Genomic DNA, 25,753 nt, shown 5'->3' with positions numbered 1-25,753 from the left:
AAGCTCAGCCTTGCTGAAAGCGCTGCGTTACTTGGCGGCAGCAGCTTTCTTTTCTTTTTCTTTGGCGATTACTGTTTCAGCAACACTGGCGGGACATGGTGCGTAGTGAGAAAATTCCATTGAGAATTGACCACGACCAGAAGTCAGAGTACGCAATGTGCTGATGTAGCCAAACATTTCAGACAAAGGAACGTCAGCTTTAATACGAACTCCAGCAGCACTTGGCTCCTGACCAGAAATCATACCACGACGACGGTTCAAGTCACCAATGACGTTACCAACATCTTCTTCTGTACTGTACACATCAACTTTCATGACAGGTTCGAGTAACTGAGGAGCCGCTTTAGGAATGGATTGTCTAAACGCACCTTTTGCGGCAATTTCAAACGCAATCGCTGAAGAGTCCACTGGGTGGTAAGCACCATCACTTAAATTAATGGCTACATCCAATACAGGGAAGCCTGCCAAAGTACCGGAACCCATCATGGAACGGAATCCTTTCTCAATTGCAGGGAAGAATTCCTTGGGTACGTTACCGCCCACAACGGAAGTGACAAAAGTAAAGCCACTACCTGGCTCACCTGGCTCAATGGTATAGTCGATTTTACCGTACTGACCAGCTCCACCCGATTGTTTCTTATGGGTATAACTGTCTTGAACCGCTTTAGTAATGGTTTCACGATAGGCTACCTGGGGCTGTCCTACAATCAATTCAACGTCATAAGTACGTTTGAGGATATCCACTTTAATATCAAGATGCAGCTCACCCATACCGCGCAGAATGGTTTCACCAGAATCTTCATCAGTTTCAACTCGGAATGTAGGATCTTCTGCAACCATTTTACCAATGGCAATAGCCATTTTTTCGTTAGCGCCTTTGTCTTTAGGTTGAACGGCAATAGAGATTACGGGTTCAGGGAACACCATCGCTTCAAGAGTACATTCATGGTTAGGATCGCATAGAGTATGTCCGGTACGTACGTTTTTCATACCGACAATAGCAATAATATCACCGGCTTCTGCGTGCTGTAATTCCTTACGCTCATCAGCCTGCATTTCCACCATACGGCCAACACGCTCGGTTTTACCAGTAAACGAGTTAAGTATGGTATCACCCTTGTTGAGTTTACCAGAGTAAATACGTACGAAAGTTAAAGCACCAAATCGGTCATCCATAATTTTGAATGCCAAAGCACGGAAAGGCTCATCAGGAGAAACAATGGCAAATTGACCATTAGGCTCACCTTCGGCATTGGTTAAAGGCTGTGGGTTGACTTCATGAGGTGCTGGCAAATAATCAACTACTGCATCCAGAAGCAATTGCATGCCTTTGTTTTTGAAGGCTGAACCGCAATAAGTTGGGAAGAATGCCAACTCAAGTGTACCTTTACGAATACAACGCTTAATGTCTTCAATTGCGGGCTCTTCCCCATCAAGGTAAGCCATTAATAAATCATCATCCATCTCAAGCGCAGTTTCGATAAGCTGAGCTCGGTACATTTCGACATCGTCTGCCATATCAGCAGGAACATCTTGAATGGTGTAATTTTCTGGTTGTCCGGTTTCATCCCAGACATAGGCTTTGCGTGTTAACAGATCAACAACACCCACGAACGTGTCTTCAAATCCAATAGGCAATGTCATGATTAATGGATTAGCACCCAGAACTTTCTTGATTTGTTCTGTTACTTTGAGGAAGTTTGCACCGATACGATCCAGTTTGTTCACGAAGATTAATCGAGATACTTTAGAATTGTTCGCATAACGCCAGTTAGTTTCAGACTGAGGCTCGACCCCGCCAGAACCACAGAACACGCCAATACCACCATCGAGAACTTTCAGCGATCGGTATACTTCTACCGTAAAGTCTACGTGTCCCGGGGTATCAATTACGTTAAAGCGAGTGCCTTTCCAGAAACAACTTACCGCTGCAGACTGGATGGTAATACCCCGCTCGGCTTCCTGCACCATGAAGTCAGTTGTAGATTCACCCTCGTGAACTTCACCAATTTTGTGAATTTCACCGGTGAGTTTAAGAATTCGTTCGGTAGTGGTGGTTTTTCCGGCATCAACGTGGGCGAAGATACCAATATTTCGATAATGGTTTAAGTCAGTCATAGCGCTCTTATAATTTTAAATGGAATAAAAATAGTGGAATAGTATACAGTATATTATGAGGATTTAAAGCAGTTCCGTGCATGAAGATCAATAAATTATTCATCCACCCTGTTCTCCATTAACCCAGAACTGAAATGATGTAATGTTCTTCATATCCAGGATATTAAAATAGTTTTTATAAAACAACAAAAGTTCAAATAATGTACTAATATTATCACATGTACCATAGTATTCAGGTGTATCATGACTAAGAAAGATCCCGCTCTTGATTGCCCAAATCCCAGACTGATTTCAGCTGTGTATTTTGGTTTATTGTCTGTGGTTGGTACCGTATTGACTAATGCATTTCTAACGTCCATGGGTGTCAAGGAAGCGATACCGCTTTTTCAGGCGGTCATTTTAGGCATGTTCGTATCAGCTTGTACTGGCGCAATTATGGGAGAGCGCATTATCCATTGTCCAAAGCCTTACAAAACCAAAACCTTTTTTATTGGCTTTACCATGGTTATCGCTTCATTACCTGTTTTTGATTTAGGACTGTTTCTGTTTATGATAGTTGAACGTTCCGAATTATTGCCTGTGGCACAGCTGGATAAAATGATTGAATTCTACTTGTTTATACTGGCCTATACCTACATTAGTTTTGGGGTATTACTGGCTATTTGCTCAGGAGTTGCAGCGATGTTTTTACGTGGCCAACTGGTTTATGACATCTTATCTACCTATCTTCCAAAGAAGAAACCACTGAAATTATCTGCATCTCCTTTGGAACGAAGTGAAATAGAACATTCAGATAGAGTAAGCATCAGACCAGGAAAGACTCGTTAATTGACGATTAAGAATTGATGAACTGTTCCAGCCAGAATACTGAATTCCTACCGAATATCGATTACCCATAATTCTTTGCCTCTTTTTTTCTGAGGCAGAGATCACTTTTTTTTGTAATTGTTTTCTTGCCTACGCATGCATCCCTCACTAGAATGTCCTTCATGTTATTTATTCATATCATCTGTTTAAGCTTTAGTAACCAAAGAACCTAAAATGCAGGTAAAAAACTAAATGAAATCAGATTTGGCAGGATTATTTCGGGATTTGAATTTTTTAAAAAGGATTAAAGTACAATGAAAAGAACTCACTTTGATACACGCGCAATTCACGCTGGACAAGAGCCCTGCCCCAGTACCGGTGCAGTTATGACCCCAATATACGCCACTTCGACCTATAAACAAAGTGCTCCGGGCGAGCATCTGGGCTATGAATATTCCCGAACCCACAATCCCACCCGCACAGCTTATGAAGCCTGTATCGCCAGCCTGGAATCTGGTCAGAGAGGTTTTGCCTTTGCCTCTGGAATGGCGGCTATCAATACAGTTATTGATCTTCTGGATGCAGGAGACCACGTGATCGCAATGGATGATCTCTATGGAGGTACCTTCAGATTATTCGATAAAGTTAAAACCCGTACCTCTAAGTTATCTTTTTCCTTTATTGACATGTCAAACCCTGCGACAATAGAAGCAGCAATCACTCCCAAAACCAGGTTGTTGTGGTTGGAAACCCCATCAAATCCCATGTTAAAACTGGCTGATTTAAGAAAAATAGCTGCTCTTGCCAAAAAACACGGCCTTATTACTGTGGCAGATAACACTTTTGCAACTCCCTGGATTCAAAGACCCATAGAACTGGGATTTGATATTGTTCTGCATTCTGCAACCAAATACCTTAACGGGCATTCCGATGTAGTCAGTGGTGTTGTCGTTGTCGCTGATAAGCCTGAACTGGCTGAGCGAATCGCTTTTTTGCAAAATTCCTGTGGGGGAGTTGCAGGACCTTTCGACAGTTTTTTGGTTTTAAGAAGTTTGAAAACCCTATCCATTCGCATGGAAAGACACTGCCACAACGCAAATCAGCTTGCCGAATGGTTGAGCCACCACCCCAAAATTAAAAAAGTTATTTATCCTGGTTTAACCAGTCATCCACAACATGAGCTGGCCAAAGAACAAATGCATGATTTTGGTGGTATGATCTCTATGGTCATAGACGGTGGGCTGGAAGACGCCAGAAGATTTTTAGCTCGCTGTGAATTATTCACGCTCGCAGAAAGCCTGGGTGGCGTTGAAAGTCTGATTGAACATCCAGCCATAATGACTCATGCATCGGTACCAGCACCACAACGAAAAGCCCTGGGTATAGATGATGGTTTAATCAGATTATCCGTAGGTATAGAACACGTAGACGATTTACGTGCCGATTTAGAACATGCTTTAGGTTAAAACTTTCAGTTGATTTCAGGAGTAGAGATACATGCAAACACCAAATAAATTAACAGGACATATTCACGGGGTAATCGCTACCTTATTTCTTATCTGTTCTACTACCCTTTGCTTCATCCCTGTCCTGTTTATGGGGTTATTAAAACTAATACCGCATAAACCCTGGCAAGCACTATGTACTCGCAGTGTTGATGCGATAGCTACCTTTTGGTGCGGTATTAACAACTTCTATGTCAATAATATGCAAAACATTACCTGGGATATTACCGGTTTAAATAATCTTAATGCTAAAGACTGGTACCTGGTTATTGCCAACCACCAAAGCTGGCTAGATATTGTAATTCTGCAGAGGCTGTTTAACAAAAAAATACCTGTCTTAAAATTTTTCATTAAAGACCAACTCAAATGGATTCCCTTACTGGGATTTTCCTGGTGGGCTATGGGCTGTCCTTTCATGAAACGTTACAGCAAAGAGTACCTTGCAAAAAAACCGCACAAACAAGGAAAAGACTTGGTATCAACTATCAAAGCCATAGAAACGTTCAAGAAAACACCTGCATCAATCATGAATTTTGTTGAGGGCACTCGATTTACGCCAACAAAAAAAGAACAGCAGCAATCACCCTACAATCATCTGCTTAAACCCAAAGCGGGTGGTATCAGTTTTATCATCAGCACCATGGGCTCGCAAATCAACAGCTTGCTGGATGTGACCATAGTTTATTCAGAAAAAAATCATTCGCTTTGGGATTTTCTGTGTAAAAGAATAAGATCCATTAAAATTCACATCAGACAAATTCCCATTCCAACCCAGTTTACTTCTTTAAATCTCATTAATGACAGCGCAACACAAAATGAATTTAAAGACTGGCTCAACAACCATTGGGCTGAAAAAGATACCCTAATCGCCTCATTACAGGAATAAAACATGAACTCATTGCAAACTACAATTGAACACGCATTTGAACAACGGCAAAACTTATCTATGGAAACCGCTTCAGCCGATCTGATTGCCGCCATAGATGAAGTCATGTCCTGTCTTGATAGCGGACAATATCGCGTCGCTGAAAAAATTAATGGGGAATGGACTGTACATCAGTGGATAAAAAAAGCGGTGCTTTTATCATTTAAACTGTTTCCCAATCAGATAATTGATTCCGGTTTTTGTCAGTTTTATGACAAAGTTCCTCTCAAATATACCGGTTACAGTAAAGAACAATTTCAACAATCAGGTGTCAGAATCGTACCGCATGCGATGGTGAGACGAGGTGCTTATATTGCAAAAAATACCGTACTCATGCCCTCATATGTGAATGTCGGAGCGTACATAGACGAAGGCGTAATGGTAGATACCTGGGCAACTGTAGGTTCCTGTGCGCAAATTGGCAAAAACGTTCATTTATCAGGAGGTGCGGGTATAGGTGGCGTCCTGGAGCCACTCCAGGCAAATCCCACGATTATCGAAGATAATTGCTTTATAGGAGCACGGTCTGAGGTTGTAGAAGGCGTTATAGTAGAACGAGATTCCGTTATATCCATGGGAGTATTTTTAGGTCAAAGCACCAAAATATACAACAGACTAACCGGCACCATCACCTATGGCAGAATTCCTGCGGGCTCAGTTGTCGTTGCGGGTAATTTACCCAGTGACGATGGCAGCCACAGTTTATATTGCGCTGTAATCGTCAAACAGGTTGATGAAAAAACACGATCTAAAGTCAGCATTAATGAATTACTCAGAGCTTGAACCTATGAATGATATAAAAAACATTCTGGCTGAACTTGTTCGCTTTCCATCCATAACTCCCGATGATGCCGGATGCCAGGATTTTATAATCCAGTTTCTGAAACGATTAGGGTTTACCTGTCAAATAATGAATCAAGGGCCAGTATCTAATTTCTTTGCCTGTTATGGCTCAATTGGACCTTTGCTGGTTTTTGCCGGACATACGGATGTAGTTCCAGTCGGTGAGCTTGGGAAGTGGGATACTGATCCGTTTATTCTTCAGGCCAAGGGCGACATGCTCTATGGCCGTGGTGTTGCCGACATGAAGGGTAGCCTTGCCTGTATGTTAGTGATGGCAGAGCGCTTCATTAACACTTATCCCTCGTTTATTGGACGATTAGGCTTTTTGATAACCAGTGGCGAGGAAGGTGATGATTATGATCTTGGAACGCCCTATGTTATGGAACAATTACATCAACAAAATACCCACATAGACTATTGTGTAGTCGGTGAGCCATCGAGTACCAGTCAGGTAGGTGATGTTATAAAAATAGGCCGAAGAGGTTCTTTAAGTGCCAAAATCACCTTGCATGGCAAACAAGGGCATGTAGCCTACCCTCACCTTGCTGAGAATCCGATTCATACCATAAGCCCTGTTCTGGCAGAATTAACCTCTTTACAGTGGGATAATGGTAATGCTTTTTTCCCCCCAACTTCACTGCAAATTACCCACATTCACTCTGGCGGCCAGGCAAATAACATAATCCCTGGTGAATTAAATTTACATCTCAACTTCAGATACTCCACGGAGCAGACAGAAGAATCACTGATCAATAAAGTAATGGGTATATTTAATAAACACCATCTCCAGCCAACTACCGAATGGCGACTCAGTGGAGAGCCCTTTCTTACGGATAAAGGGGAACTGCTGGAATGTTGTAAAAAAGTCATTCCCCAAATTACCGGACTAACGCCTGAGTTATCGACCAGCGGCGGGACTTCCGATGGACGTTTTATTGCGCCCTATGGGGTTGAGGTAGTCGAGCTTGGTCCATGCAATGCGACAATACACCAGGTTAACGAATGTGTTGCGCTAAAAGATCTTGAATTACTGGAATCAGTATATTTTGCTCTTTGTGAAAAGCTGTTAATTGCCTAAATAGTGTCCATTGAAAAACCAATGGACAATAACCAAAGCAAAGAAATGGGTTACAAACCGCTTTTATCCCAGCTCAAGCTCCAGAGCTGAGCTCTTTTTAGGTAGGACTTTTAGCTCTTCTTCAGCAACCGCTTTATCGTTAACAACTTTGGTGACACAGGCATCGGACCAAACATTTAAAGCGGTCTCCAACATATCAATCATGGCATAAAAGGGTAAAATGACCCCCATCAAGGTTATGGGCACGTTCATGCTGGATAACAGGCTTACGCTAAGGAAAAAACAACCCATAGGGACACCTGCGTTACCGATAGCCGCAATAGTTGACACAAAAATCCACAAACCCATAGTCGCATAGGATATGGGCATGCCATGACTTTGCATCAAATAAATCACTGTCGCAAATATAAACGCTGCGCAGCCATTCATGTTGATACTGGTGCACAAAGGCAAAACAAAACGACTTATTTTGGGTTTAACCTGTAAATTAGCCTCTATAGTATTCATGGTTATGGGTAACGTGCCGACAGAAGACTTGGAGAAAAAGGCAACAGATAACGCAGGTATCATCGCCCGCATAGTGGCGAAGGGTTTAATTCCATTCATTCGTAACCACAAAGGTAAAATAATGAATCCTTGAATAAGATTAGCCAATACGATTATCAGTAAATATTGACCTATTCCCTTAATATCCATCCCTGAACGTAACTGAACGACGGTAGACGTGATAAATCCAAACAAGCCCAAAGGAATCAAAGTGATAATCCAACGGGTCATCACCAAAAACATGCCATGTGCACCCCGAAAAAAACGAGCCAAACTCTCTCTGGAATCCTCTTCGGGTATTTGCCGTATCGCAAATCCAATAACAATACTCAGCAATAATACCCCCATGACCTGCTGCTCAAGAAAGGGTGACAACAGATTGGTCGGTACGATATTGGTTAAGTAAGCTAAATAGCCAAGATTATTAACAGAATCGGCAGCCGTTGCCTGCAAATTGACTTGCACCGTATTGGGATTAATCAATAGATAAAGCAAACAACTCATGGTAGCTGCCACTAATGTGGTCAAAAAGGTGTATTTGATGGTTCTTTGCCAAATACGTTTCATCACTCCATCAGTTTTATAGTTTGCCAAAGTGACAATTATGGATAGGGAAATAATGGGCAAACTGATGCATTTAAATATCTTGATGAACAATTCAGAGATAAGCAGCCCCAACCCTTTTAAAAGGGCAATATCAGACATGCCACTTAAAATTCCCAAAACAATCACGAGAAAATAAATAACAGGAGTGGTTAAAACAGTTTTCTTACTTTTTTGATGCGCTGCACACATGGTTAAATCCTTAAATCAGAGAATAAAAAATAAAGCGGATTTAACAGCAACAACAGTACAATAACCTGATATTTGAGTGAAGCATAAGGCGGGCAAAATGCGTGAATTGAATTGACATAAACATCACTACCTTGATAAATATTTGAACACATCGACTACATTCTACCACATCATGAGTCTACGTCAAGACTATAAGTCCAAATTATATTGAAACATGTATTTAGAAACTCACAAGCTCAGCAGTACTGATCTGTTGCTTAAAGCGCTTGATACGTCTAAAGGCATCGTCAATTCGTTTCACATCAATACGCTGTTCAAGCACGAGTTGCTCAATACAATCAATTACTTCAGTTGCTGAATGTGTATTTAATTGATTGGCGAATATCACCATATCAGCACCGGCATTAATGGTAAGTGCAAGCGATTCTTTAAGTGAATAATGCTTGGCAATTGCCTGCATTTGCAAATCATCACTAATGATGATGCCATCGTAACCTAAAGTCTGCCTTAAAATTCCGGTTAATATTTCGTGAGAAAGAGTTGCCGGCAGTCCCTTACTGTCCAATGCTCTGTTAACAACATGAGCAGTCATGACCATTACCGGTTTATCATTATCTTTTAACAAGGTACGATAAGGAGCAAGCTCATCATCACTGAACGTATCAGTAACATCAACAAATCCCTCATGGGTGTCTCCAATAGCGCTGCCATGCCCAGGAAAGTGCTTGTAACAGCACCCTATTCCATAACGGCTAAACACTGATACGAATTGTCTTGCAACCTGGCTTACCACTTCCGGGTTATCCGAAAAACTCCGTCCCAGTTTGCCAATGATGCCTTCTTGATCGTTTAAATTTAAATCCACAACGGGAGCGAAATTTAGGTTAAATCCTAGAGATTTTAATGTAGATGCCATTTGGGCTACTTCTTCATTGAAATCATGTAAGGGCAATTTAGCGAGTTCACAAGGCCTCATGGTCGCCATGCATCCATCGATTTTCGTCAATCGATCAACGACACCCCCTTCATAATCAAGAGCAACTAATAATGGACAATGCTCCTCTTCGGCAAAACACTGCATAGAATAACGATTGAGTTGATGAATCAATTGCTTGATCTGAGCACTGTTTTTAAGATTTTTACCGTAGGTATCTGTAGAAACATCTTTATCAAATAATAAAACACCACCAAGACCATCATCGGATAACCATCGCACCACGGGGCTGTGCTCATTAAGTTCTGCTCCATTAAACCCCATTACCAGCATTTGTCCAATTTTATTTCTAAGAGTAATCATTTCGTTGCCCTATCCTGACTTATGCACGAAATAATACACAAAGTTGGCAAGCATGGCTATGTGTTATTCAGGAACTGTAAAAACCTGCTTGTTATTATCAGGGTTTAGGGGCGGGAATAGCGCTCATATCACACTTACAATTTCCCTTTGCATCGGGGGGTAATGGAATTTGTGAAAAATCAGCTGAAAAACAGATATTTAAAGTCCAGGCTTCATCTCCCGGGTTTATTGTACCAGGCAAACTCCAACTTCTAATCGCTGGGTAAACTTTACCTTTTTCGCTTTCCCAAAAGACAGGAGAGTATCGGGAAAAATACATCAAACTTTGAGCGGGAGTACAGGAAAATTCCACTCGCCCCCAAGATTCTCCTTTAGGAACAGTTATGGTGAATATTTTATCTTGTTTTGCAGAATCCATGACATCAACGCTGACTTCGTAATTCGTCCAACAACTGTCCTTAACCAGTGTATAATAACACTTAAAAGACCATAAGGGCGCACTCAAAAAACCCAGACAAAAGACAGTCAGTAAGCGCATCATAGAAGAATCCTGTTTCAGTCGATTAATGATTAACCAGTATTCTAAAGTATATACAATTTTGCATAAAAAGATATTGTTACAGAAACAAGGTTCTGGCGTACTCCAGTGTTAACCAGCGGGCATTTAACGAAAAAATGCAGTCAGGATGGTGTAACTGGGGTGTTTTTTTCATGATGTTTGAAGAAAACAAGTCCTCAGTTGAATTCCTTTTCAACTGAAAAAACTGCATCTGCGTCATTGCCTAAGGACAGAAACAACAGGATTCTATCTCTCCGTATAATGATGGTTCGGGTTGCATTACGTCAGCCAGAGCCATTAATCCATATCCCACACCCATTACAACCGCAGCCATAGCCCAACCTGCCAGTATTGCAGCGCCAACCATAGGCACTCCCAAAAGAACGGATAACCCCACTGCGATGAGAGAGGTAATAGGTGAAGCAATGAGTAGAGGAAGCGGATCAACTCTTGGACCCCAAAACAGCGCCCCTATCAGGAAACCCGTTAGAAAACTGTTGTGATTTTTATTCGCATAAGCAAGGAGAACAACATCAATTGCAACGGTACCAAATGCAGCCATAATCAAAAGACCTGCTCCACCACTGTACATCAAAATCTTGCCCATAATCATAGTCAAATCAGCAGTACCTTTCTGTACTTGTTTACAAACAGCCATGGCCATGTCGTTCCCCAACAAAAAAAAAGTTAAAATACACTTTTCCTTGGTAAGGATCAACCATTATTGTTCATTTAACTCTCAATTAATTCCATGCCATGTGATTTAACTGGTCATTTTATTAATCATTTTAAATTCTGTCTTGCAATTATTTTCTGACCAGTATAAGCTTGGCCGATTGGAGAGGTGGCCGAGTGGTTGAAGGCGCACGCCTGGAAAGTGTGTATACGGCAACGTATCGAGGGTTCGAATCCCTCTCTCTCCGCCAAAATTAATTTCTCACGCCTACATGCTGTAAAAACAAGCTTCGATTTCTGAGTGAACTAATTTAATTAGGGATATGACAGATGAAAATGAAATTGCAATTAATCACATTAGGAATTTTATTGTCAGTCAATGTATTCGCAGATGGCTACTATCCCGAGCTCACCTCACAGGATCAACCCTGGACCATCACCGCAAGTGTTGGCAATGGCCGATATCAGGACATCTATTCCAGAGACGGCAAAGCAGTTATTGGACGTTTGGCGTTGGGTAATGAGCTGATGCTCTCAGGAGATATTGCCCTCGGTTTGGAATTAGGATTACAAAACGGCAAACAAATGCGGCTTAATATTCCTAATGAAACTCTGGCTGTTCTTGAGTGGCTTCCAGTCAAAACAACGCTTGGTCCCATGCTGGATTTACTCATCACTGCCAAAAGTGATCCACTATTAGGTAGCTCTATTTTTGCACAGTTAAAAGGCGGAGTAGCTTACAGATACTGGCAGGTAGAGCACAGACCGATAAAAGAAGTATCTCAACTGGCGGGTGAACTGCAAGCCGGGTTTGGTTATCCGATTACCGCTCTAGCCAGCTTGAATTTGTTATATCAGGGTGTATACGGTAACGATGCAAAAATTAAAATTTACCCAAGTACACGCACAGCCAGCATCTCCAATATACCCATTTTACATGCTGTGCTGTTAGGCATGACCGTAAATCTCTAATGCTTGAGGTTAACGCTCCGCATCACAACTAATCCACACCATTTTCGATACATGAATCAGTACAAATTTTGTATACAAGAGGGTTGGATTATTTAGCCTTGCGTTATCGCAAACCCAGGCTGAATAAAGGTACTTCAAGGGAAAGCCCTATATTTTTTCAACAAACCATTGCCGAATAGAATCACTACTTTCTCAATTATTATAATTTAATCCTAAAACCTCTGGACAAAAAACTGTTTTTTAGTAACCATTCAGCTCATAATTCTTTCTAAACTAAAAAGGGTATACTGATGTACTTATCTGGATTAAAAAAAATAGCGACTCTATTGTCATTGATTCTCATTTGCCTGCAATTGGCGCATGCGGGATCAGCTCAAAAAACGGCTGAAAGCGACACAACTATAGAAAATGCTATTTTAGTTCACATTAATCAATACAGACAGCTTCATGGATTAAATCCCTTAAAAATGGACTCCAGAATAGTACTGGAAGCAAAACGTCATTCAGCGGATATGGCACATCACAAACTCCCGTTTGGACATAAATATTTTAACAATCGCATAGACCGGTTACATCGCCAAATCAAGGAATCTAACGCAGGGGCTGAAAACGTCGCATTTAATTACAAAGATGCTGAAGATGTAGTAAAAAATTGGTTACGAAGCCCAGGACACAAAAGAAACATCGATGGAAACTATAATCTAACCGGGATAGGAATTGCCCGTGATGCTCATGGAAAAATGTACTTCACCCAAATTTTTTTAAAAACAGGATCTCACAATAAATACAGCACAAGACATCCCAAAAGCGCTCTGTTCAACATATTTAAAAAATTAGGTTAAATAAACATAAGTATCTTCCCACGGTATCCCAAAACTGGGACATACCGTGGGGATTGGTAACAGTCATTATTTTACGACCTCATTCTTAACGCTATCTTTGCAATAAATCAATGTTCAGCACTGGAATTATCTGAAATAGTAACCTATTCTAAACTCATAGACGGTACACATTGTTCAGCCAACATCACACCCTTGGAAGCCAGAGTGAAAATGTGGTGCGCATGCTTAGCCAGACTAAGAAGCCTAAAGCATTTCAGAGGAGTCCACCTAGTGAACCAGGACTGTAATCGATATTGCTGTCTATCCAGTTAAAAAAATCAGGGCGCATTCAATGCGCCCTTTTCTTTTCGAAGGTATGAATTATTCGTTAGTTACTATCAAACGACTGCGGCAACATGAATCATGACGCCATGAGTATAAAAATGCTCCAGACTAAGCCCAGTGCCCAGAGTCTGTTCAAATGCTCTGCCTAATTGGTTTTTACCCCAATCAGCAAATTCATAACCTACACCAACTTGCCAGTTTTTACCCACTTGTCTTTGCACTCCAGCACCCAGTGTATAAGTAAATGCAGTCTTGGTTTGATTATTAAACTCAGGAGTAGGCACCGCTTCATAAATAACAGGTCTGCTTAAAAAATCAGAGGCTTGGTTAAACCCTGCACCAACACTGGCGCTTACCCAAGGGGTGACTATAAACCCGACATCGGATAACAATTTACCCTTGAGAGCAACATGGGTATGTTGTACTTTGTAGTTGTACACGTAATTATCAAACTGAGGATCTGCATCATCCCAGATTACACCCTGAAGTCTCCCCTTCCCGGTAGTCGCCACAGCAACCCCGATTTGGCCAGTCAAAAAGGAATGCCATTTTTTTTGGATACCTAAAAAAAGCTCACCATCAGGTATCACTTGTGATGATTGTTGAGCACTGTAGGTTTTTTCTATGTCTGGGGTCAAGAAAAGCGTCTGTGTCTTGCCCTCATTTTGCCATACTGGTCCGGCGCTTAAAGCAAGAATATAATTCCATGCCGCATCAGGGGAGTTATTCATAGTACCTGCGGTAGCATCAGCGCCAAGCAAGGCAGCGCACAAAGAGAGCATGGCCTTACCGCAATTTTTTTTGTTATCCAACATTAACCCTATTCCTTGTAAATTACCTTCAGGGGGTATGATATAAAGAAACGGGATGATTTCCAAATATTTTTCTCTTATTTGACATTTTATCTAATAGCAAATTATATTTAATTACAATAGGATGGATATAGAACGGTAAAAGGATTACCTCATGAACATAACAACCTTACTGGAATCAGGTCGGGAAACCCGCGTCGCTATTACACCTCATTCGGCTAAGCAACTGATAAAACTGGGATTTCACGTTGCCATTGAAAAAAATGCTGGACTGGCTTCTGATTTTTCGGATGCAGCGTACCAACAGGTCGGTGTTGAAATTATAGACAACAAAAAAACGCTCCTGACAAAAACGCAAATTCTTTTGTGTGTTAATGAACCCGAGCCTGAAGATTTGAAAGGTTTAGCGAAAGATGCTCTGGTAATAGGCCACATAGACAATGATCCACAAAGCAAACTGCTGCAATGGGGATTAAAAGAGCATATTTCTCTTTTTTCCATGAATATGATTCCCCGAATAAGTCGTGCACAAAGCATGGATAGCCTATCATCACAAGCGAACCTGTCAGGCTACAGAGCCGTTCTTGAGGCCGTAACTCAATTTCACCGAGTTGTCCCTATGATGATGACTGCTGCTGGAATGATTCAACCCGCCAAAATATTAATATTAGGTGCCGGCGTGGCAGGATTACAGGCTATAGCAACAGCCAAACGATTGGGTGCCGTTGTTTATGCGTTTGATGTGAGAAGAGCAGCTAAAGAACAGGTTGAAAGTTTAGGAGCCGAGTTTGTGGAGGTAATCCAGGAACAAGACAGCGAAACCCAGGGCGGTTACGCAGCAGAAACCAGTGAAGAATACAAACAATTACAAGCTGAGTTAATCGATCAATACGCTCGAATTTCTGATATCGTTATCACTACCGCATTAATACCAGGACGCAAAGCACCTGTTTTACTCTCCCAAAAAACTGTTGAGCAGATGAAACCCGGAGCTATTATCGTTGACTTGGCCACTTCTAGGGGCGGGAATTGTGAAGTGAGCGTTCCTGATCAGGTTATCCAGCACGGAACAGTAACTGTTATTGGCTTGAGTAATATGGCCGGTCTCGTTCCTGCTACAGCCAGCGACCTGTATGCAAATAATCTGGTTCATTTAATCAATTTACTGGCGACAGACCCGCCACAGATCGCCTTTAATCCTCAAGACGAAATTATTCAGCAAGCACTTTTGTGTTACGAAGGGAACTACTTGCCTTATAGAGCCAACAAGGAGAACCAAAATGCATGAAGTTCACTCAATTGCTAACCCTTACATAACCATATTGACTATTTTTGTCCTGGCATGTTTTGTAGGGTACTACGTCGTATGGAAAGTAACACCAGCGCTGCATACACCTCTAATGTCAGTTACCAATGCAATTTCAAGCATTATCATTTTAGGCGCTTTAATCGCTGCGGGAAGCCAAACTATGGGCTCTATTACCTGGCTGGGAGGGTTGGCAATATTCATCACTTCCATCAATATTTTTGGTGGTTTTGTTGTAACCCAACGCATGCTTCGTATGTATAAAAAATAACGAATTTAAGGATGGACTCTGCAATGAATTCACTTGTTCCCCTGTTTTATTTATCTGCTGCGGTGTGTTTTATCCTTGCTCTTAAGGGATTAGCCAGCCCATCCACCTCCAGAAGAGGCAATCTGCTGGGCATTCTTGGAATGACGCTTGCAATTGGCTCCACGCTCATGATGCCCTCCATATTCCATCACTACATGTTGGTAGGACTAATCATCGCTGGCGGAATCATTGGTACCTTTATCGCCTTAAAAATTAATATGACGGCCATACCTCAACTGGTAGCTGCATTCCACTCTCTGGTTGGTATGGCTGCAGTTTTGGTTGCATTTTGCGCCTTCTTATCACCTGAGTCATTCCATATTGGCAGTACGGGTAATATAGAAAAAGCAAGCCTGATTGAAATGAGTTTGGGATTAGTGATTGGTGCAATCACCTTTTCAGGCTCAGTCATCGCCTTTCTGAAACTGCAAGGCATCATGTCAGGCGTACCCGTGCGCTTCAGCGGGCAAAAAAGTGTCAACCTGTTGATAGCTTTGGCTATTCTGGGATTTTTTATCGTATTCTTACTAAATCAAAGTTTAATGTTATTTGGTGTTCTGGCCGGATTGGCTTTTCTTATTGGTGTTTTGCTCATTATTCCCATAGGCGGTGCGGATATGCCCGTTGTCATTTCCATGCTGAACTCTTACTCAGGATGGGCTGCTGCTGGCATAGGCTTCACTTTAAGCAATGATCTGCTGGTAATTACCGGAGCGCTTGTAGGCGCCAGTGGAGCTATCCTCAGCTACATCATGTGCGTTGGGATGAACCGCTCCATTTTCAACGTCATATTCGGTGGACTGAACTCTGCAGGAAATACTCAACTGGCTCATAAGGGTGACGAATCCAGATCGGTAAGACAAGCGAATGGTGAGGATGCTGCTTTTTTATTAAGTAATGCCAAGGACGTCATCATTGTTCCCGGTTACGGTATGGCAGTAGCACACGCACAACATGCGGTTAAGGAATTGGTTGATGCTCTTGAGGCACGCTCCATCAAGGTTCGCTTTGCCATCCATCCCGTTGCAGGGCGTATGCCTGGCCATATGAACGTATTGTTAGCAGAAGCCAATATTCCCTATGATAGAGTTTTTGAACAAGATGAAATTAATCGTGATTTTGCCGCCTGTGATGTTGCTTTTGTTATAGGCGCTAACGACATTACCAATCCCGCCGCCAAAACTGACCCCAGCTCACCAATCTATGGCATGCCTGTACTGGAGGTTGAGAAAGCAAAAACAGTTTTGTTTGTTAAACGAGGAATGTCTCCTGGATATGCTGGTGTAGAAAACAACCTGTTCTTTCATGACAATACCTACATGTTGTTTGGCGACGCAAAAACCATGACCGAGTCTATTTCCAAAGCATTGGGAGAACTCTAATCCAACAATTTATCGTGTTCAGATAACCGGGGTGGGATCCCAAAAATACTGCGCAAATGCCTCCTAATTTGCCAAGGAAATAAAATAAATGTATCTTAGCCTGTTAATTTTTCACATTGGAGATATCTATGCTACGAAAAATCGGCTTTTCCTTATTATGCGCAGCCTCAATAGTAAGCACAAATGTTTACTCTGTTGTAACGAATATAATGCAACCCAGCATGAGCATTGATTATGAATTAATGCCTAATGAGCCGCAACTATTTGTTAATTACCTCTATTGGGATTTACAAGCCAACTGCGTTATTACTACCAATGACGAGAGTAATGAACTTTTTGTTGAGGCTTTAGCAAAGCAAGGCACAATTAACGATGTAATACTGGTAAAAGGCGCAACAATGAGGATTATTGTACGTCAAGGAGACACGTTAAAAATTAATGCTCAATCTGGCGCTAAAGTTAAAATAACCAATCTGGGACAAAATACCATAAAAGCAAGCTGTTCTACTTAAGCGTACCGACAGACCTTTTCAGGTCAGATGACCTGCATCTACTGAATGTAGATACAGGTTATTGTTTTAAACAGGCCGAATAAACAGTCAAATGGATTAATTGTAACCCTTTATTAATGTTCTCTGGTCGCCTTAAACTTAATTTTGGGGTAACGTTCTTCGGCCATAGTGAGGTTAACTCGGGTAGGAGCCAGATACATGAGCGTATCGCTACCGTCCAAAGCCAGATAATCAAACGCTTTATCACGAAACTCACTCAATGCCTTGTCGTCATCAGCATAGACCCATCGGGCACAGGTCACACTCACCGACTCATAAACACAATCGACCTTGTATTCATGTTTCAGGCGATGAGCGACAACATCAAACTGCAAGATTCCTACTGCGCCAAGAATAAGCTGATTACTGTTTAAAGGTCTGAACACCTGAGTTGCGCCCTCTTCAGACAACTCAATCAAGCCCTTTAATAACGCTTTGCTTTTCAAAGGATCTTTTAAGCGAACCAAACGGAATAACTCAGGAGCAAAATTAGGGATCCCTGTAAATTTCAACTGCTCACCCTGAGTAAAGGTGTCGCCAATACGGATGGTGCCATGATTATGCAGCCCGATAATATCTCCGGCCAAAGCAATTTCAGTATGAGATCGGTCACCCGCCATAAACGTTAATGCATTAGGTATTAACACCTCTTTGCCAATGCGCAGATGACTTAACTTCATCCCTTTTTTGTAGGTGCCGGAACAAATGCGCAGAAAAGCGATTCGATCTCGATGTTTGGGATCCATATTGGCTTGAATTTTAAAGACAAAGCCACTGAATGCTTCTTCATCAGGGTGAACTATTCGTTCTTGGGTTGCTCTGGCTTGCGGGCCAGGAGCATACTGTACAAAATCGTCTAAAAGTTCTTTAATGCCAAAATTATTAATTGCAGAACCGAAATACACTGGAGTCATTTTACCAGCAAGATAGGCTTCCAGATTAAACTCATGTGATGCGCCCTTTACTAAATCAATTTCATCACGAAGCTCTTGAGCGCTATCTCCAAGTAATTCATCCAATTCGGGGTTATCCAACCCTTTAATCTGCATGGCCTCCTGTTTTTGAGCGTTTTTGCCATGCTGATAAAGATATACCGTATCTTCATAACGATGATAAATTCCTTTGAAGCGTTTCCCCATTCCTACAGGCCAGGTTATAGGCGCACACTGTATCCCCAATACCGATTCGACTTCATCAAGCAGATCTATAGGCTCTCGTCCCTCACGATCGAGCTTGTTAATAAAAGTCATAATAGGTGTATCGCGCAGACGGCATACTTCCATAAGTTTTACTGTTCGGTCCTCAACGCCTTTGGCAACGTCTATAACCATCAAGGCAGAATCAACAGCAGTCAAGGTACGATAAGTATCTTCAGAGAAATCCTCATGCCCTGGTGTATCCAATAAATTCATCACATGATTATTATGAACAAACTGCATCACCGAGGTAGTTATAGAAATTCCCCGCTCTTTTTCCATCTCCATCCAGTCAGAAGTGGCGTGTCTATCTGCTTTACGTCCTTTTACCGTACCGGCCAACTGAATAGCACCTCCAAATAACAGCAGTTTTTCAGTTACCGTGGTTTTACCCGCATCGGGGTGAGAAATAATGGCAAAAGTTCGTCTTTTATTGAAGTCTTGATAAAAATCAGACATAAAACTCTCTGGATAGTTTAATCATGTGCTGAATTCTAAGGGAAATACACCAAACTAACAATTTTTTCGACTGCTTTTATGCCTTTTGTCGGCATAAATGACCAAAAATCATCTAAGCCTTAATTGCTTGTTCCCTTTAAGCGAAATAGGAACGAACGGTACCAGGTAAGCACTCGGTGGCCAATTCAATTCGTTCATGTATACTCAAATGAGGGCCTTTAAATAATACACGCAAACTTAATACAGTTTTTGCCAAAAAATGCATCGTTTACAGGTACCGTAAATTAAAGGATTTAATTTAAAAAAAATAATAAGGAGTTTGCTATGAGACCTAACTGCTTTATTGCTCCTCTTGTTTTAATTCCTCTGTGCTCTTACAGCCAAGTGATGCTTCACACCGACAGGATGACGCCAGGTAATAATTTATCCCCCCGAAATTCCATAGAAAAAACCTATGCAAACATCCCTAATGCTCTGCATGAACAGCAAGCCTTTACCCGCACCATGGATTATCCTACGCAAATTATTCGTATGTCAGCATCCATGGAAGGTCAACAATTAACCTGCGATCAAGTCAACGAAGCAATTGAAGAGAAAATTATCCGCTTTATTACCACAGATAAATTTTCTTACCAGACTTATTTTAGCTGCACTTATAACCCAGATACCCATTATGCAATTCACTTTAAAATCAACAGCTATTTTGACGCCATCAATGATGAAGCGGTCACGTATTTGCAATCCTATCTCAATGCAAATAACGGTTCTGAATTTCTTGGAACTCATCTCAACATTGAGCCGGCTCAAGGGCTTGTCATAGCGCTCACGTTTTCAGCAGGTACAAAAAAAAATCCAACCAATCCACCTTTTATTGAATACCGACAGGATAGAGCAAATTTTTATTTCAAAAATAATTATGAAATGAATAAACACTTTTTAACGGCAATTAAAAATAATTTTTATTCCAACGAACCTGAAAAAATCCTGCCTTTCCTTGATAGATGGTTATTTCCCCATGCAGGAACCGTATACAAAGCCGTTTTACGGGATGCGAATTATACAGAGCTTAGGCCAGAACAAATTTTTCTCATGAAACATGGCGAGCCAATTTTTGTTTCCGATTTAAAATACCATTTTGCGCACAGTTGCGCCAAATATGCCAATAAGCGCTGTTTGATTCAAGGAGGCTAGGTTATTAATTCTCACTGAATGAATTGCCCAAAGTCACTTGAGTGATACATCGTTTTTGATGTGCATAAAAAATTGTGCAAGAAAATCCCCAAGACTGTCGAATCAGTCTTCGGGATTGATGCACACAAGATTAAATAACAATCAACTCCAGACCGGAATGAAATCGCTCGAAATAGTTCTCCACCATAGTATCGGGTATCAAATCCAGTCTTGATGGTTTCCAGTTGGGTTTTTTATCTTTGATGATCAACAAAGAACGCACTCCCTCATAAAAATCTCTGTCTTTCATAAAATGAGCGACCAAGTCAAAGTCCATCTTCAAACACTCGGCTAAAGATAACCCTTTTGCTTTGTGTAACTGAGCAAGAGTAACCTTCAAACTTAAAGGGGCTTTCTGCTCCAAAGTATTGTAAACACCTTCAGCCCAAATACCATCACAACGTCGAAGAGCATCACAAATAAGCTCTATAGTTGGGTGAGCAAAACACACATTAATTAAGGGCTTAATCTGGCTGACCTCATTGCTAGAGTCTGAATGAGTGAACGTTTGAATACATGCGTCTACCCGAGTATAGGCATCTTCTGATAAATCAGCAGCAATTAGCGCCTCAGTCAAAGCCCCCATTTGGCTGGAGAGAACGCGGTATTTAATCAATCCGGCTTTCAATGCATCCTGAGAACCTATCCGATTACCGGTTAATCCCAAGTAAATACCCAGAGAGCCGGGGCAGCGTGTTAATAGATGACTGGCGCCTATGTCAGGAAAAAAACCAATTCCAGTTTCTGGCATAGAAAAAACAAATTGTTCACTGGCTACAGAATGGCTGCCATGCAGCGAAATACCCACACCACCACCCATAGTAATTCCATCCATTAAAGCGATATAAGGCTTGCTGTAATGGTGAATGAAATGGTTAAGCCTGTATTCATGCCAGAAAAACTGCATTTGCTCGGAGTTACTGCTTCGTCCTGAATTGTAGAGCCACCGCACATCCCCACCAGCACAAAACGCATTCCCCGGCACGGCTCGAACAATCACTGCCTTAACGGAATTATCCTCTTGCCAAACTTCAAGTTGCTTTTGCATGGCCAGAATCATAGGTAAAGAAAGGGCATTTAACGCACTTGGCCTGTTTAGCGTGATTAAACCTATCTGCCCTTCCTGAGTAAAGAGAATTTCATCAGTCATGCTTATTCTCCTTTAAAAACAGCAGGTCGCTTACCAAGAAATGCTGCTACTCCTTCTGTTTTATCTTGGGTTGCGCACACTTTGGCGAAATGAATCGCTTCCAGATGAAGAGCCTCCTGTAATGATAAATCATAGCCATGATCAATAACTTCCATCACTCCTGCTATAGCCAAAGGCGCCATACTTAAAATACCATTTAACAGTTTTTTTCCCTGTTCCAGCAACTGTTCCGGTTCAGTAACCTCAGAGACTAATCCCCAGTTCAAAGCGGTTTCTGCATTGATAAAACGTCCAGTCAAACACAAATCCAGCGCCCGTCCCTTGCCAATAAGGCGAGCTAATCTTTGCGTGCCTCCATATCCAGGAATAACACCTAATTTGACCTCGGGCTGACCAAACATTGCTTTGGTTGACGCAATCCTCAACGTCGCTGCAATCGCCAATTCACAACCGCCGCCAAAAGCAAAGCCATTAATCGCAGCCAACGACGGTTTTCCCATATTTTCCAGCATACGAAACACATCCTGCCCATAACAAGCAAACTCATACCCGGACTGTGCGTTGCATTCAGCGAGCCTATTAATGTCAGCACCTGCGCAAAACGCTTTGCCATTACCCGTTATAAGTAATGCCTTAACCTGGGAATTATCTTTTGCGTGACGAAACAATTCAGCCAGCGCATCGAGGACGTCTGTGCTCAAGGCATTGAGTTTTTCTGGTCTGTTTAACGTTAAGGTTAATATACCGTTTGCGTCCAATTCATGTTCAATTAAATTCATTAATTAACTCCTGATGTCATCCTAATCAATAAAAAACTCTTCATCCAGGCTCGCTTTAGCGATAATTTCCCGCATGATTTCGTTGGTTCCTTCGAGAATCTGGTGCACTCTTAAATCCCTGAAAATCCGCTCAATCTGATAATCTCTTAAATAACCGTAACCTCCATGTAATTGCATTGCTTTATCACTGATTTTAAATGCTACATCTGTGGCAAGTCGTTTAGCCATAGCACAATACATAGGCGCATTAACGTCATTATTATCCATGGCTGTTGCCGCTCTGTAGACCATCAGGCGCGCCGCCTCATAATCGCTGAGCATGTCCGCAAAATAAAAACGTAAGGCTTGCATTTTGGTTAATGGCTTCCCAAACTGCTTTCGTTCATGCAGATAAGTTTGAGTTAAACGCAAGCAGGCAAGAGCGCCCCCCAAAGAACATGATGCAATATTAATGCGTCCGCCATTTAACGCATTGAGAGCGATTTTAAATCCAGCGCCCTCCTCGCCAACCAGATGAGAAACCGGAACCCGGCAATTTTCAAAATAGATCATGCAGGTCGGTTGACTACGCCATCCCATTTTCTTTTCCAGTTTGCCAAAGCTAAATCCGGGGGTATTTTTTTCGATGAGCAGGCAACTTATCCCATGATGTGATTCATCCCCTGTACGTACCATACACAGATAAACATCACTGACACTACCACCTGAAATAAAAGCCTTGGCGCCGTTAAGAACATAATAGTCTCCCTCCCGCACTGCTTTAGTCTTTAGGGAAGCAGCATCCGAACCGGACTCCGGTTCAGTCAAACAATAACTGGACAGCACCTCCATAGAGGTTAATTTAGGCCCCCAATAGGTGCGTAACGCATCGGATGCATAACGATCTATCAGCGAGGTTACCATGTTATGAATGGAAAGATAGGCACTGGTAGCAATGCAACCTGTAGCCAATTGTTCAAAGATTAACGAAGCGTCCAGACGGGTCAATTGCGCACCGCCGATGTCTTCTTTTGCCACCATACCCGCCATGCCCAATGCAGCAGCCTCACGGAGAATATCGGTAGGAAAGTGACTGTGTTCATCCCAACTATCAGCCATAGGCGCCAGTTTATTTTGCGCAAAATCGGCTGCCATCTGACGAAATGCCTGATGTTCAGTAGTGAATTCAAAATTCATAGACCGTCCTTAGAAAATTTGTTTTAACACTCCATATACCCATAGGGTATCAATACAAAAGAGTTTAATCTAATGCAACGATTAGGGCACTAAATTTTACAAAAATTCGTAGACTTAGCCCGCACAACGTCAAGTTTTTATTAAACTGCTCTGTTTACGGCTTAAAAGATGCTATTATTGCAAAATTTTAGCGCCTGTGAACGACAACAAGAATAATCACATGGGATCAATAGCGCAATCGACATCAATAAATACAAACGCCCTGACCGTCTTAAAGGACTACTTTGGCTTCGATTCCTTCAGAGCCCCGCAGGAAGACATCATCAATGATGTAATTGCCGGAGTCGATGTCCTCGTGCTGATGCCCACGGGCGGCGGAAAATCACTGTGCTATCAAATACCTTCATTGGTAAGACCTGGTGTAGGTATCGTTGTTTCACCTTTAATTGCGTTAATGGAAGATCAAGTTGCCTCCTTAAGACTACAAGGTATTAACGCCGCATACTACAATTCCTCTTTGTCCAGTGAAGAAGCCAGAAAAGTTTTGGCACAATTGCACAACAATGAACTGGATTTATTGTATATCGCACCGGAGCGACTTATCAGCGCTTCTTTTTTGGAGCGGTTGGAGGAGTGCGAGATCGCTTTATTTGCCATTGATGAAGCACACTGCGTTTCCCAATGGGGGCATGATTTCAGACCTGAATATGCCGCACTTGGACTGTTAAAAACGCACTTCCCTAATGTTCCAATGATTGCATTAACAGCAACCGCAGACAAACAAACCCGGGAAGATATTGTTGTCAAACTCAACTACAACCCCAAAAAATACGTTGCCTCTTTTAACAGACCTAATATTCATTACAAGGTTGTTCCTAAAATCAACGCAGTAAAACAGTTGAATCAATTTTTACAAACACAAGCCCAGCAATCAGGAATAATTTATTGCGGCACACGCAACAGCGTTGAACGAGTTGCAGAAAAATTAAAGGAAATGGGGTTTAAGGCAAGGGCGTATCATGCCGGACTCGCACACAGCGAGCGCCGGGAGGTGCAAAGCTTATTTCGCCATGATCGAATTGATGTTGTTGTCGCAACGATTGCCTTTGGTATGGGCATTGATAAACCTAATGTACGATTCGTAATCCATTATGATTTACCTAAAAATATCGAAGGCTACTATCAAGAAACAGGACGAGCTGGGCGTGACGGTTTGCCTGCAAGAGCACTGTTGCTTTACGATGCGGCAGACAGCGCCAGACTGCGCTCCTGGATAATCAATACGCCGCTTGATGAACAAAGAAGAGTTGAAACCAGTAAACTCAATCACATGCTGGCTTTTGCAGAAGCATCACATTGCCGCCGTCAGATTCTCTTGCGTTATTTTGATGAACCATGTGACACAGAATGCAAATACTGCGATGTCTGTGATAACCCACCTGAATTAACTGACGCAACAGAAGATGCGCAAAAATTACTTTCCTGTATTTACCGATTAAAACAAAATTACGGGTTAACTCATACCATAGACGTGCTCAGAGGCGCAGTAAACGACAAAATAAAACAGTTTGGACATGACCAACTTAGTACCTACGGTATTGGCAAAGATAAATCAGCACATTACTGGAAACATCTGGCCTGGCAACTCATTCATAAAGACTATTGCGAGCAGGATATGAGCCATTTTAATGTCTTGCGCCTTACGCCTAAAGCGATTCCTGTTTTAAAAGGTGCGGAAAAAATCTCTTTGACCATCCCAAATAACGACCTGAAAGGAACTAAAAAAACCAATAAAGAACGAAGCTCTATCAAACCGGATAGCAGTCCTTTATTTGAATTATTACGCAGTTTAAGGCGTAAGCTGGCAGATGAAGAAAATAAACCTCCATTTATGATCTTCAGTGACGCAACCTTACATGAAATGACACAGCAAAGACCTCATAATACCGATGAGTTGCTGAATGTATCAGGGGTGGGGCAACACAAACTAAACTACTACGGGCATCATTTTCTCAAAGTGATAAAAGAATTCAGCGACTAAATAATTAGCCCCAAACCTTAAGGTATTATGCTGAAAAACACCGAACAGGATTTAAAAAAAATACTCCCTGCATGA

Annotated in this window: 23 protein-coding genes and 1 tRNA gene; 14 read left to right on the top strand and 10 right to left on the bottom strand. The window is 41.8% G+C overall.

Going from position 1 to position 25,753, the window contains the following annotated elements; genetic code table 11:
* Positions 1-27: 27 nt before the first annotated feature.
* A complete protein-coding gene (gene fusA, locus Lwor_RS13095; RefSeq protein WP_058494316.1) occupies positions 28-2,118 on the bottom strand; it encodes an elongation factor G in 2,091 nt (696 codons plus the stop codon).
* Between the two features lie 243 nt (positions 2,119-2,361).
* On the opposite strand from fusA, the gene Lwor_RS13090 reads away from it, so the two are divergent.
* The 5 genes from Lwor_RS13090 to dapE all read left to right on the top strand — a co-directional run bounded on the left by Lwor_RS13090 (position 2,362) and on the right by dapE (position 7,276).
* A complete protein-coding gene (locus tag Lwor_RS13090) occupies positions 2,362-2,946 on the top strand; it encodes a hypothetical protein (RefSeq protein ID WP_058494315.1) in 585 nt (194 codons plus the stop codon).
* A 293-nt stretch (positions 2,947-3,239) separates the two neighbouring features.
* Entirely contained in the window at positions 3,240-4,391 is a 1,152-nt protein-coding gene (locus tag Lwor_RS13085) for a cystathionine gamma-synthase (protein ID WP_058494314.1), read from the top strand.
* 31 nt (positions 4,392-4,422) lie between these two features.
* Positions 4,423-5,316 carry an acyltransferase gene (locus Lwor_RS13080; RefSeq protein ID WP_058494313.1) on the top strand — a complete coding sequence of 298 codons (894 nt, stop codon included), beginning with the start codon at positions 4,423-4,425 and terminating at the stop codon, positions 5,314-5,316.
* Between the two features lie 3 nt (positions 5,317-5,319).
* Positions 5,320-6,138, top strand: coding sequence for a 2,3,4,5-tetrahydropyridine-2,6-dicarboxylate N-succinyltransferase (gene dapD / locus Lwor_RS13075; RefSeq protein WP_058494312.1), 819 nt, complete (start codon positions 5,320-5,322; stop codon positions 6,136-6,138).
* Between the two features lie 4 nt (positions 6,139-6,142).
* Entirely contained in the window at positions 6,143-7,276 is a 1,134-nt protein-coding gene (gene dapE, locus Lwor_RS13070) for a succinyl-diaminopimelate desuccinylase (protein WP_058494374.1), read from the top strand.
* Between the two features lie 63 nt (positions 7,277-7,339).
* On the opposite strand, the gene Lwor_RS13065 is transcribed toward dapE, so the two are convergent.
* The 4 genes from Lwor_RS13065 to Lwor_RS13050 all read right to left on the bottom strand — a co-directional run bounded on the left by Lwor_RS13065 (position 7,340) and on the right by Lwor_RS13050 (position 11,131).
* Entirely contained in the window at positions 7,340-8,617 is a 1,278-nt protein-coding gene (locus tag Lwor_RS13065) for a dicarboxylate/amino acid:cation symporter (RefSeq protein WP_058494311.1), read from the bottom strand.
* A 220-nt stretch (positions 8,618-8,837) separates the two neighbouring features.
* Entirely contained in the window at positions 8,838-9,914 is a 1,077-nt protein-coding gene (locus tag Lwor_RS13060) for a glycoside hydrolase family 3 protein (RefSeq protein WP_058494310.1), read from the bottom strand.
* A 97-nt stretch (positions 9,915-10,011) separates the two neighbouring features.
* Entirely contained in the window at positions 10,012-10,455 is a 444-nt protein-coding gene (locus Lwor_RS13055; protein ID WP_058494309.1) for a hypothetical protein, read from the bottom strand.
* Between the two features lie 241 nt (positions 10,456-10,696).
* The gene (locus Lwor_RS13050) at positions 10,697-11,131 is read right to left on the bottom strand and encodes a hypothetical protein (protein ID WP_058494373.1); all 435 of its coding nucleotides are present in this window, start codon (positions 11,129-11,131) and stop codon (positions 10,697-10,699) included.
* Positions 11,132-11,311: 180 nt separating this feature from the next.
* Here Lwor_RS13050 and Lwor_RS13045 point away from each other — a divergent pair.
* The 3 genes from Lwor_RS13045 to Lwor_RS13035 all read left to right on the top strand — a co-directional run bounded on the left by Lwor_RS13045 (position 11,312) and on the right by Lwor_RS13035 (position 12,962).
* Positions 11,312-11,399: transfer RNA gene (locus Lwor_RS13045), tRNA-Ser, on the top strand.
* Positions 11,400-11,478: 79 nt separating this feature from the next.
* Positions 11,479-12,120 (top strand): hypothetical protein, encoded by a 642-nt coding sequence (locus tag Lwor_RS13040; protein WP_083501638.1) that lies wholly within the window; start codon positions 11,479-11,481, stop codon positions 12,118-12,120.
* Between the two features lie 290 nt (positions 12,121-12,410).
* The gene (locus Lwor_RS13035; protein WP_058494308.1) at positions 12,411-12,962 is read left to right on the top strand and encodes a CAP domain-containing protein; all 552 of its coding nucleotides are present in this window, start codon (positions 12,411-12,413) and stop codon (positions 12,960-12,962) included.
* 377 nt (positions 12,963-13,339) lie between these two features.
* Here Lwor_RS13035 and Lwor_RS13030 read toward each other — a convergent pair whose 3' ends face one another.
* Complete coding sequence (locus Lwor_RS13030; RefSeq protein WP_238584672.1) at positions 13,340-14,101, bottom strand: outer membrane protein; 762 nt, start codon at positions 14,099-14,101, stop codon at positions 13,340-13,342.
* Positions 14,102-14,252: 151 nt separating this feature from the next.
* Between Lwor_RS13030 and Lwor_RS13025 the strand changes: the two genes are divergently transcribed.
* From Lwor_RS13025 to Lwor_RS13010, 4 genes are all read left to right on the top strand, one after another.
* Positions 14,253-15,386: a Re/Si-specific NAD(P)(+) transhydrogenase subunit alpha gene (locus Lwor_RS13025; protein ID WP_058494307.1), complete on the top strand. Its 1,134-nt coding sequence runs from the start codon at positions 14,253-14,255 to the stop codon at positions 15,384-15,386.
* Entirely contained in the window at positions 15,379-15,675 is a 297-nt protein-coding gene (locus Lwor_RS13020; protein ID WP_058494306.1) for a proton-translocating transhydrogenase family protein, read from the top strand. Before Lwor_RS13025 ends, Lwor_RS13020 begins: the two co-directional genes overlap by 8 nt.
* 23 nt (positions 15,676-15,698) lie before the next feature.
* A complete protein-coding gene (locus Lwor_RS13015; RefSeq protein ID WP_058494305.1) occupies positions 15,699-17,096 on the top strand; it encodes an NAD(P)(+) transhydrogenase (Re/Si-specific) subunit beta in 1,398 nt (465 codons plus the stop codon).
* 128 nt (positions 17,097-17,224) lie between these two features.
* The gene (locus Lwor_RS13010) at positions 17,225-17,608 is read left to right on the top strand and encodes a hypothetical protein (protein WP_058494304.1); all 384 of its coding nucleotides are present in this window, start codon (positions 17,225-17,227) and stop codon (positions 17,606-17,608) included.
* 113 nt (positions 17,609-17,721) lie between these two features.
* Here Lwor_RS13010 and Lwor_RS13005 read toward each other — a convergent pair whose 3' ends face one another.
* Positions 17,722-19,302, bottom strand: coding sequence for a peptide chain release factor 3 (locus tag Lwor_RS13005; RefSeq protein WP_058494303.1), 1,581 nt, complete (start codon positions 19,300-19,302; stop codon positions 17,722-17,724).
* Between the two features lie 324 nt (positions 19,303-19,626).
* On the opposite strand from Lwor_RS13005, the gene Lwor_RS13000 reads away from it, so the two are divergent.
* Complete coding sequence (locus Lwor_RS13000) at positions 19,627-20,493, top strand: Lpg0189 family type II secretion system effector (protein ID WP_058494302.1); 867 nt, start codon at positions 19,627-19,629, stop codon at positions 20,491-20,493.
* A 130-nt stretch (positions 20,494-20,623) separates the two neighbouring features.
* On the opposite strand, the gene Lwor_RS12995 is transcribed toward Lwor_RS13000, so the two are convergent.
* The 3 genes from Lwor_RS12995 to Lwor_RS12985 are packed head-to-tail and all read right to left on the bottom strand — an operon-like array spanning position 20,624 to position 23,637.
* Positions 20,624-21,682, bottom strand: coding sequence for an enoyl-CoA hydratase/isomerase family protein (locus Lwor_RS12995; protein WP_058494301.1), 1,059 nt, complete (start codon positions 21,680-21,682; stop codon positions 20,624-20,626).
* A 2-nt stretch (positions 21,683-21,684) separates the two neighbouring features.
* Positions 21,685-22,461: an enoyl-CoA hydratase/isomerase family protein gene (locus tag Lwor_RS12990; protein WP_058494300.1), complete on the bottom strand. Its 777-nt coding sequence runs from the start codon at positions 22,459-22,461 to the stop codon at positions 21,685-21,687.
* Positions 22,462-22,482: 21 nt separating this feature from the next.
* Complete coding sequence (locus Lwor_RS12985; protein WP_058494299.1) at positions 22,483-23,637, bottom strand: acyl-CoA dehydrogenase family protein; 1,155 nt, start codon at positions 23,635-23,637, stop codon at positions 22,483-22,485.
* 220 nt (positions 23,638-23,857) lie between these two features.
* On the opposite strand from Lwor_RS12985, the gene recQ reads away from it, so the two are divergent.
* Positions 23,858-25,678 carry a DNA helicase RecQ gene (recQ, locus tag Lwor_RS12980; protein ID WP_058494298.1) on the top strand — a complete coding sequence of 607 codons (1,821 nt, stop codon included), beginning with the start codon at positions 23,858-23,860 and terminating at the stop codon, positions 25,676-25,678.
* Positions 25,679-25,753: the final 75 nt, after the last annotated feature.

Origin of the sequence: Legionella worsleiensis, from assembly GCF_001467535.1 — a bacterium.
GTDB classification, from domain to species: domain Bacteria; phylum Pseudomonadota; class Gammaproteobacteria; order Legionellales; family Legionellaceae; genus Legionella; species Legionella worsleiensis.
Note: the sequence above shows the minus strand (reverse complement) of the source record. Positions and strands in the feature narration are given on the sequence as shown.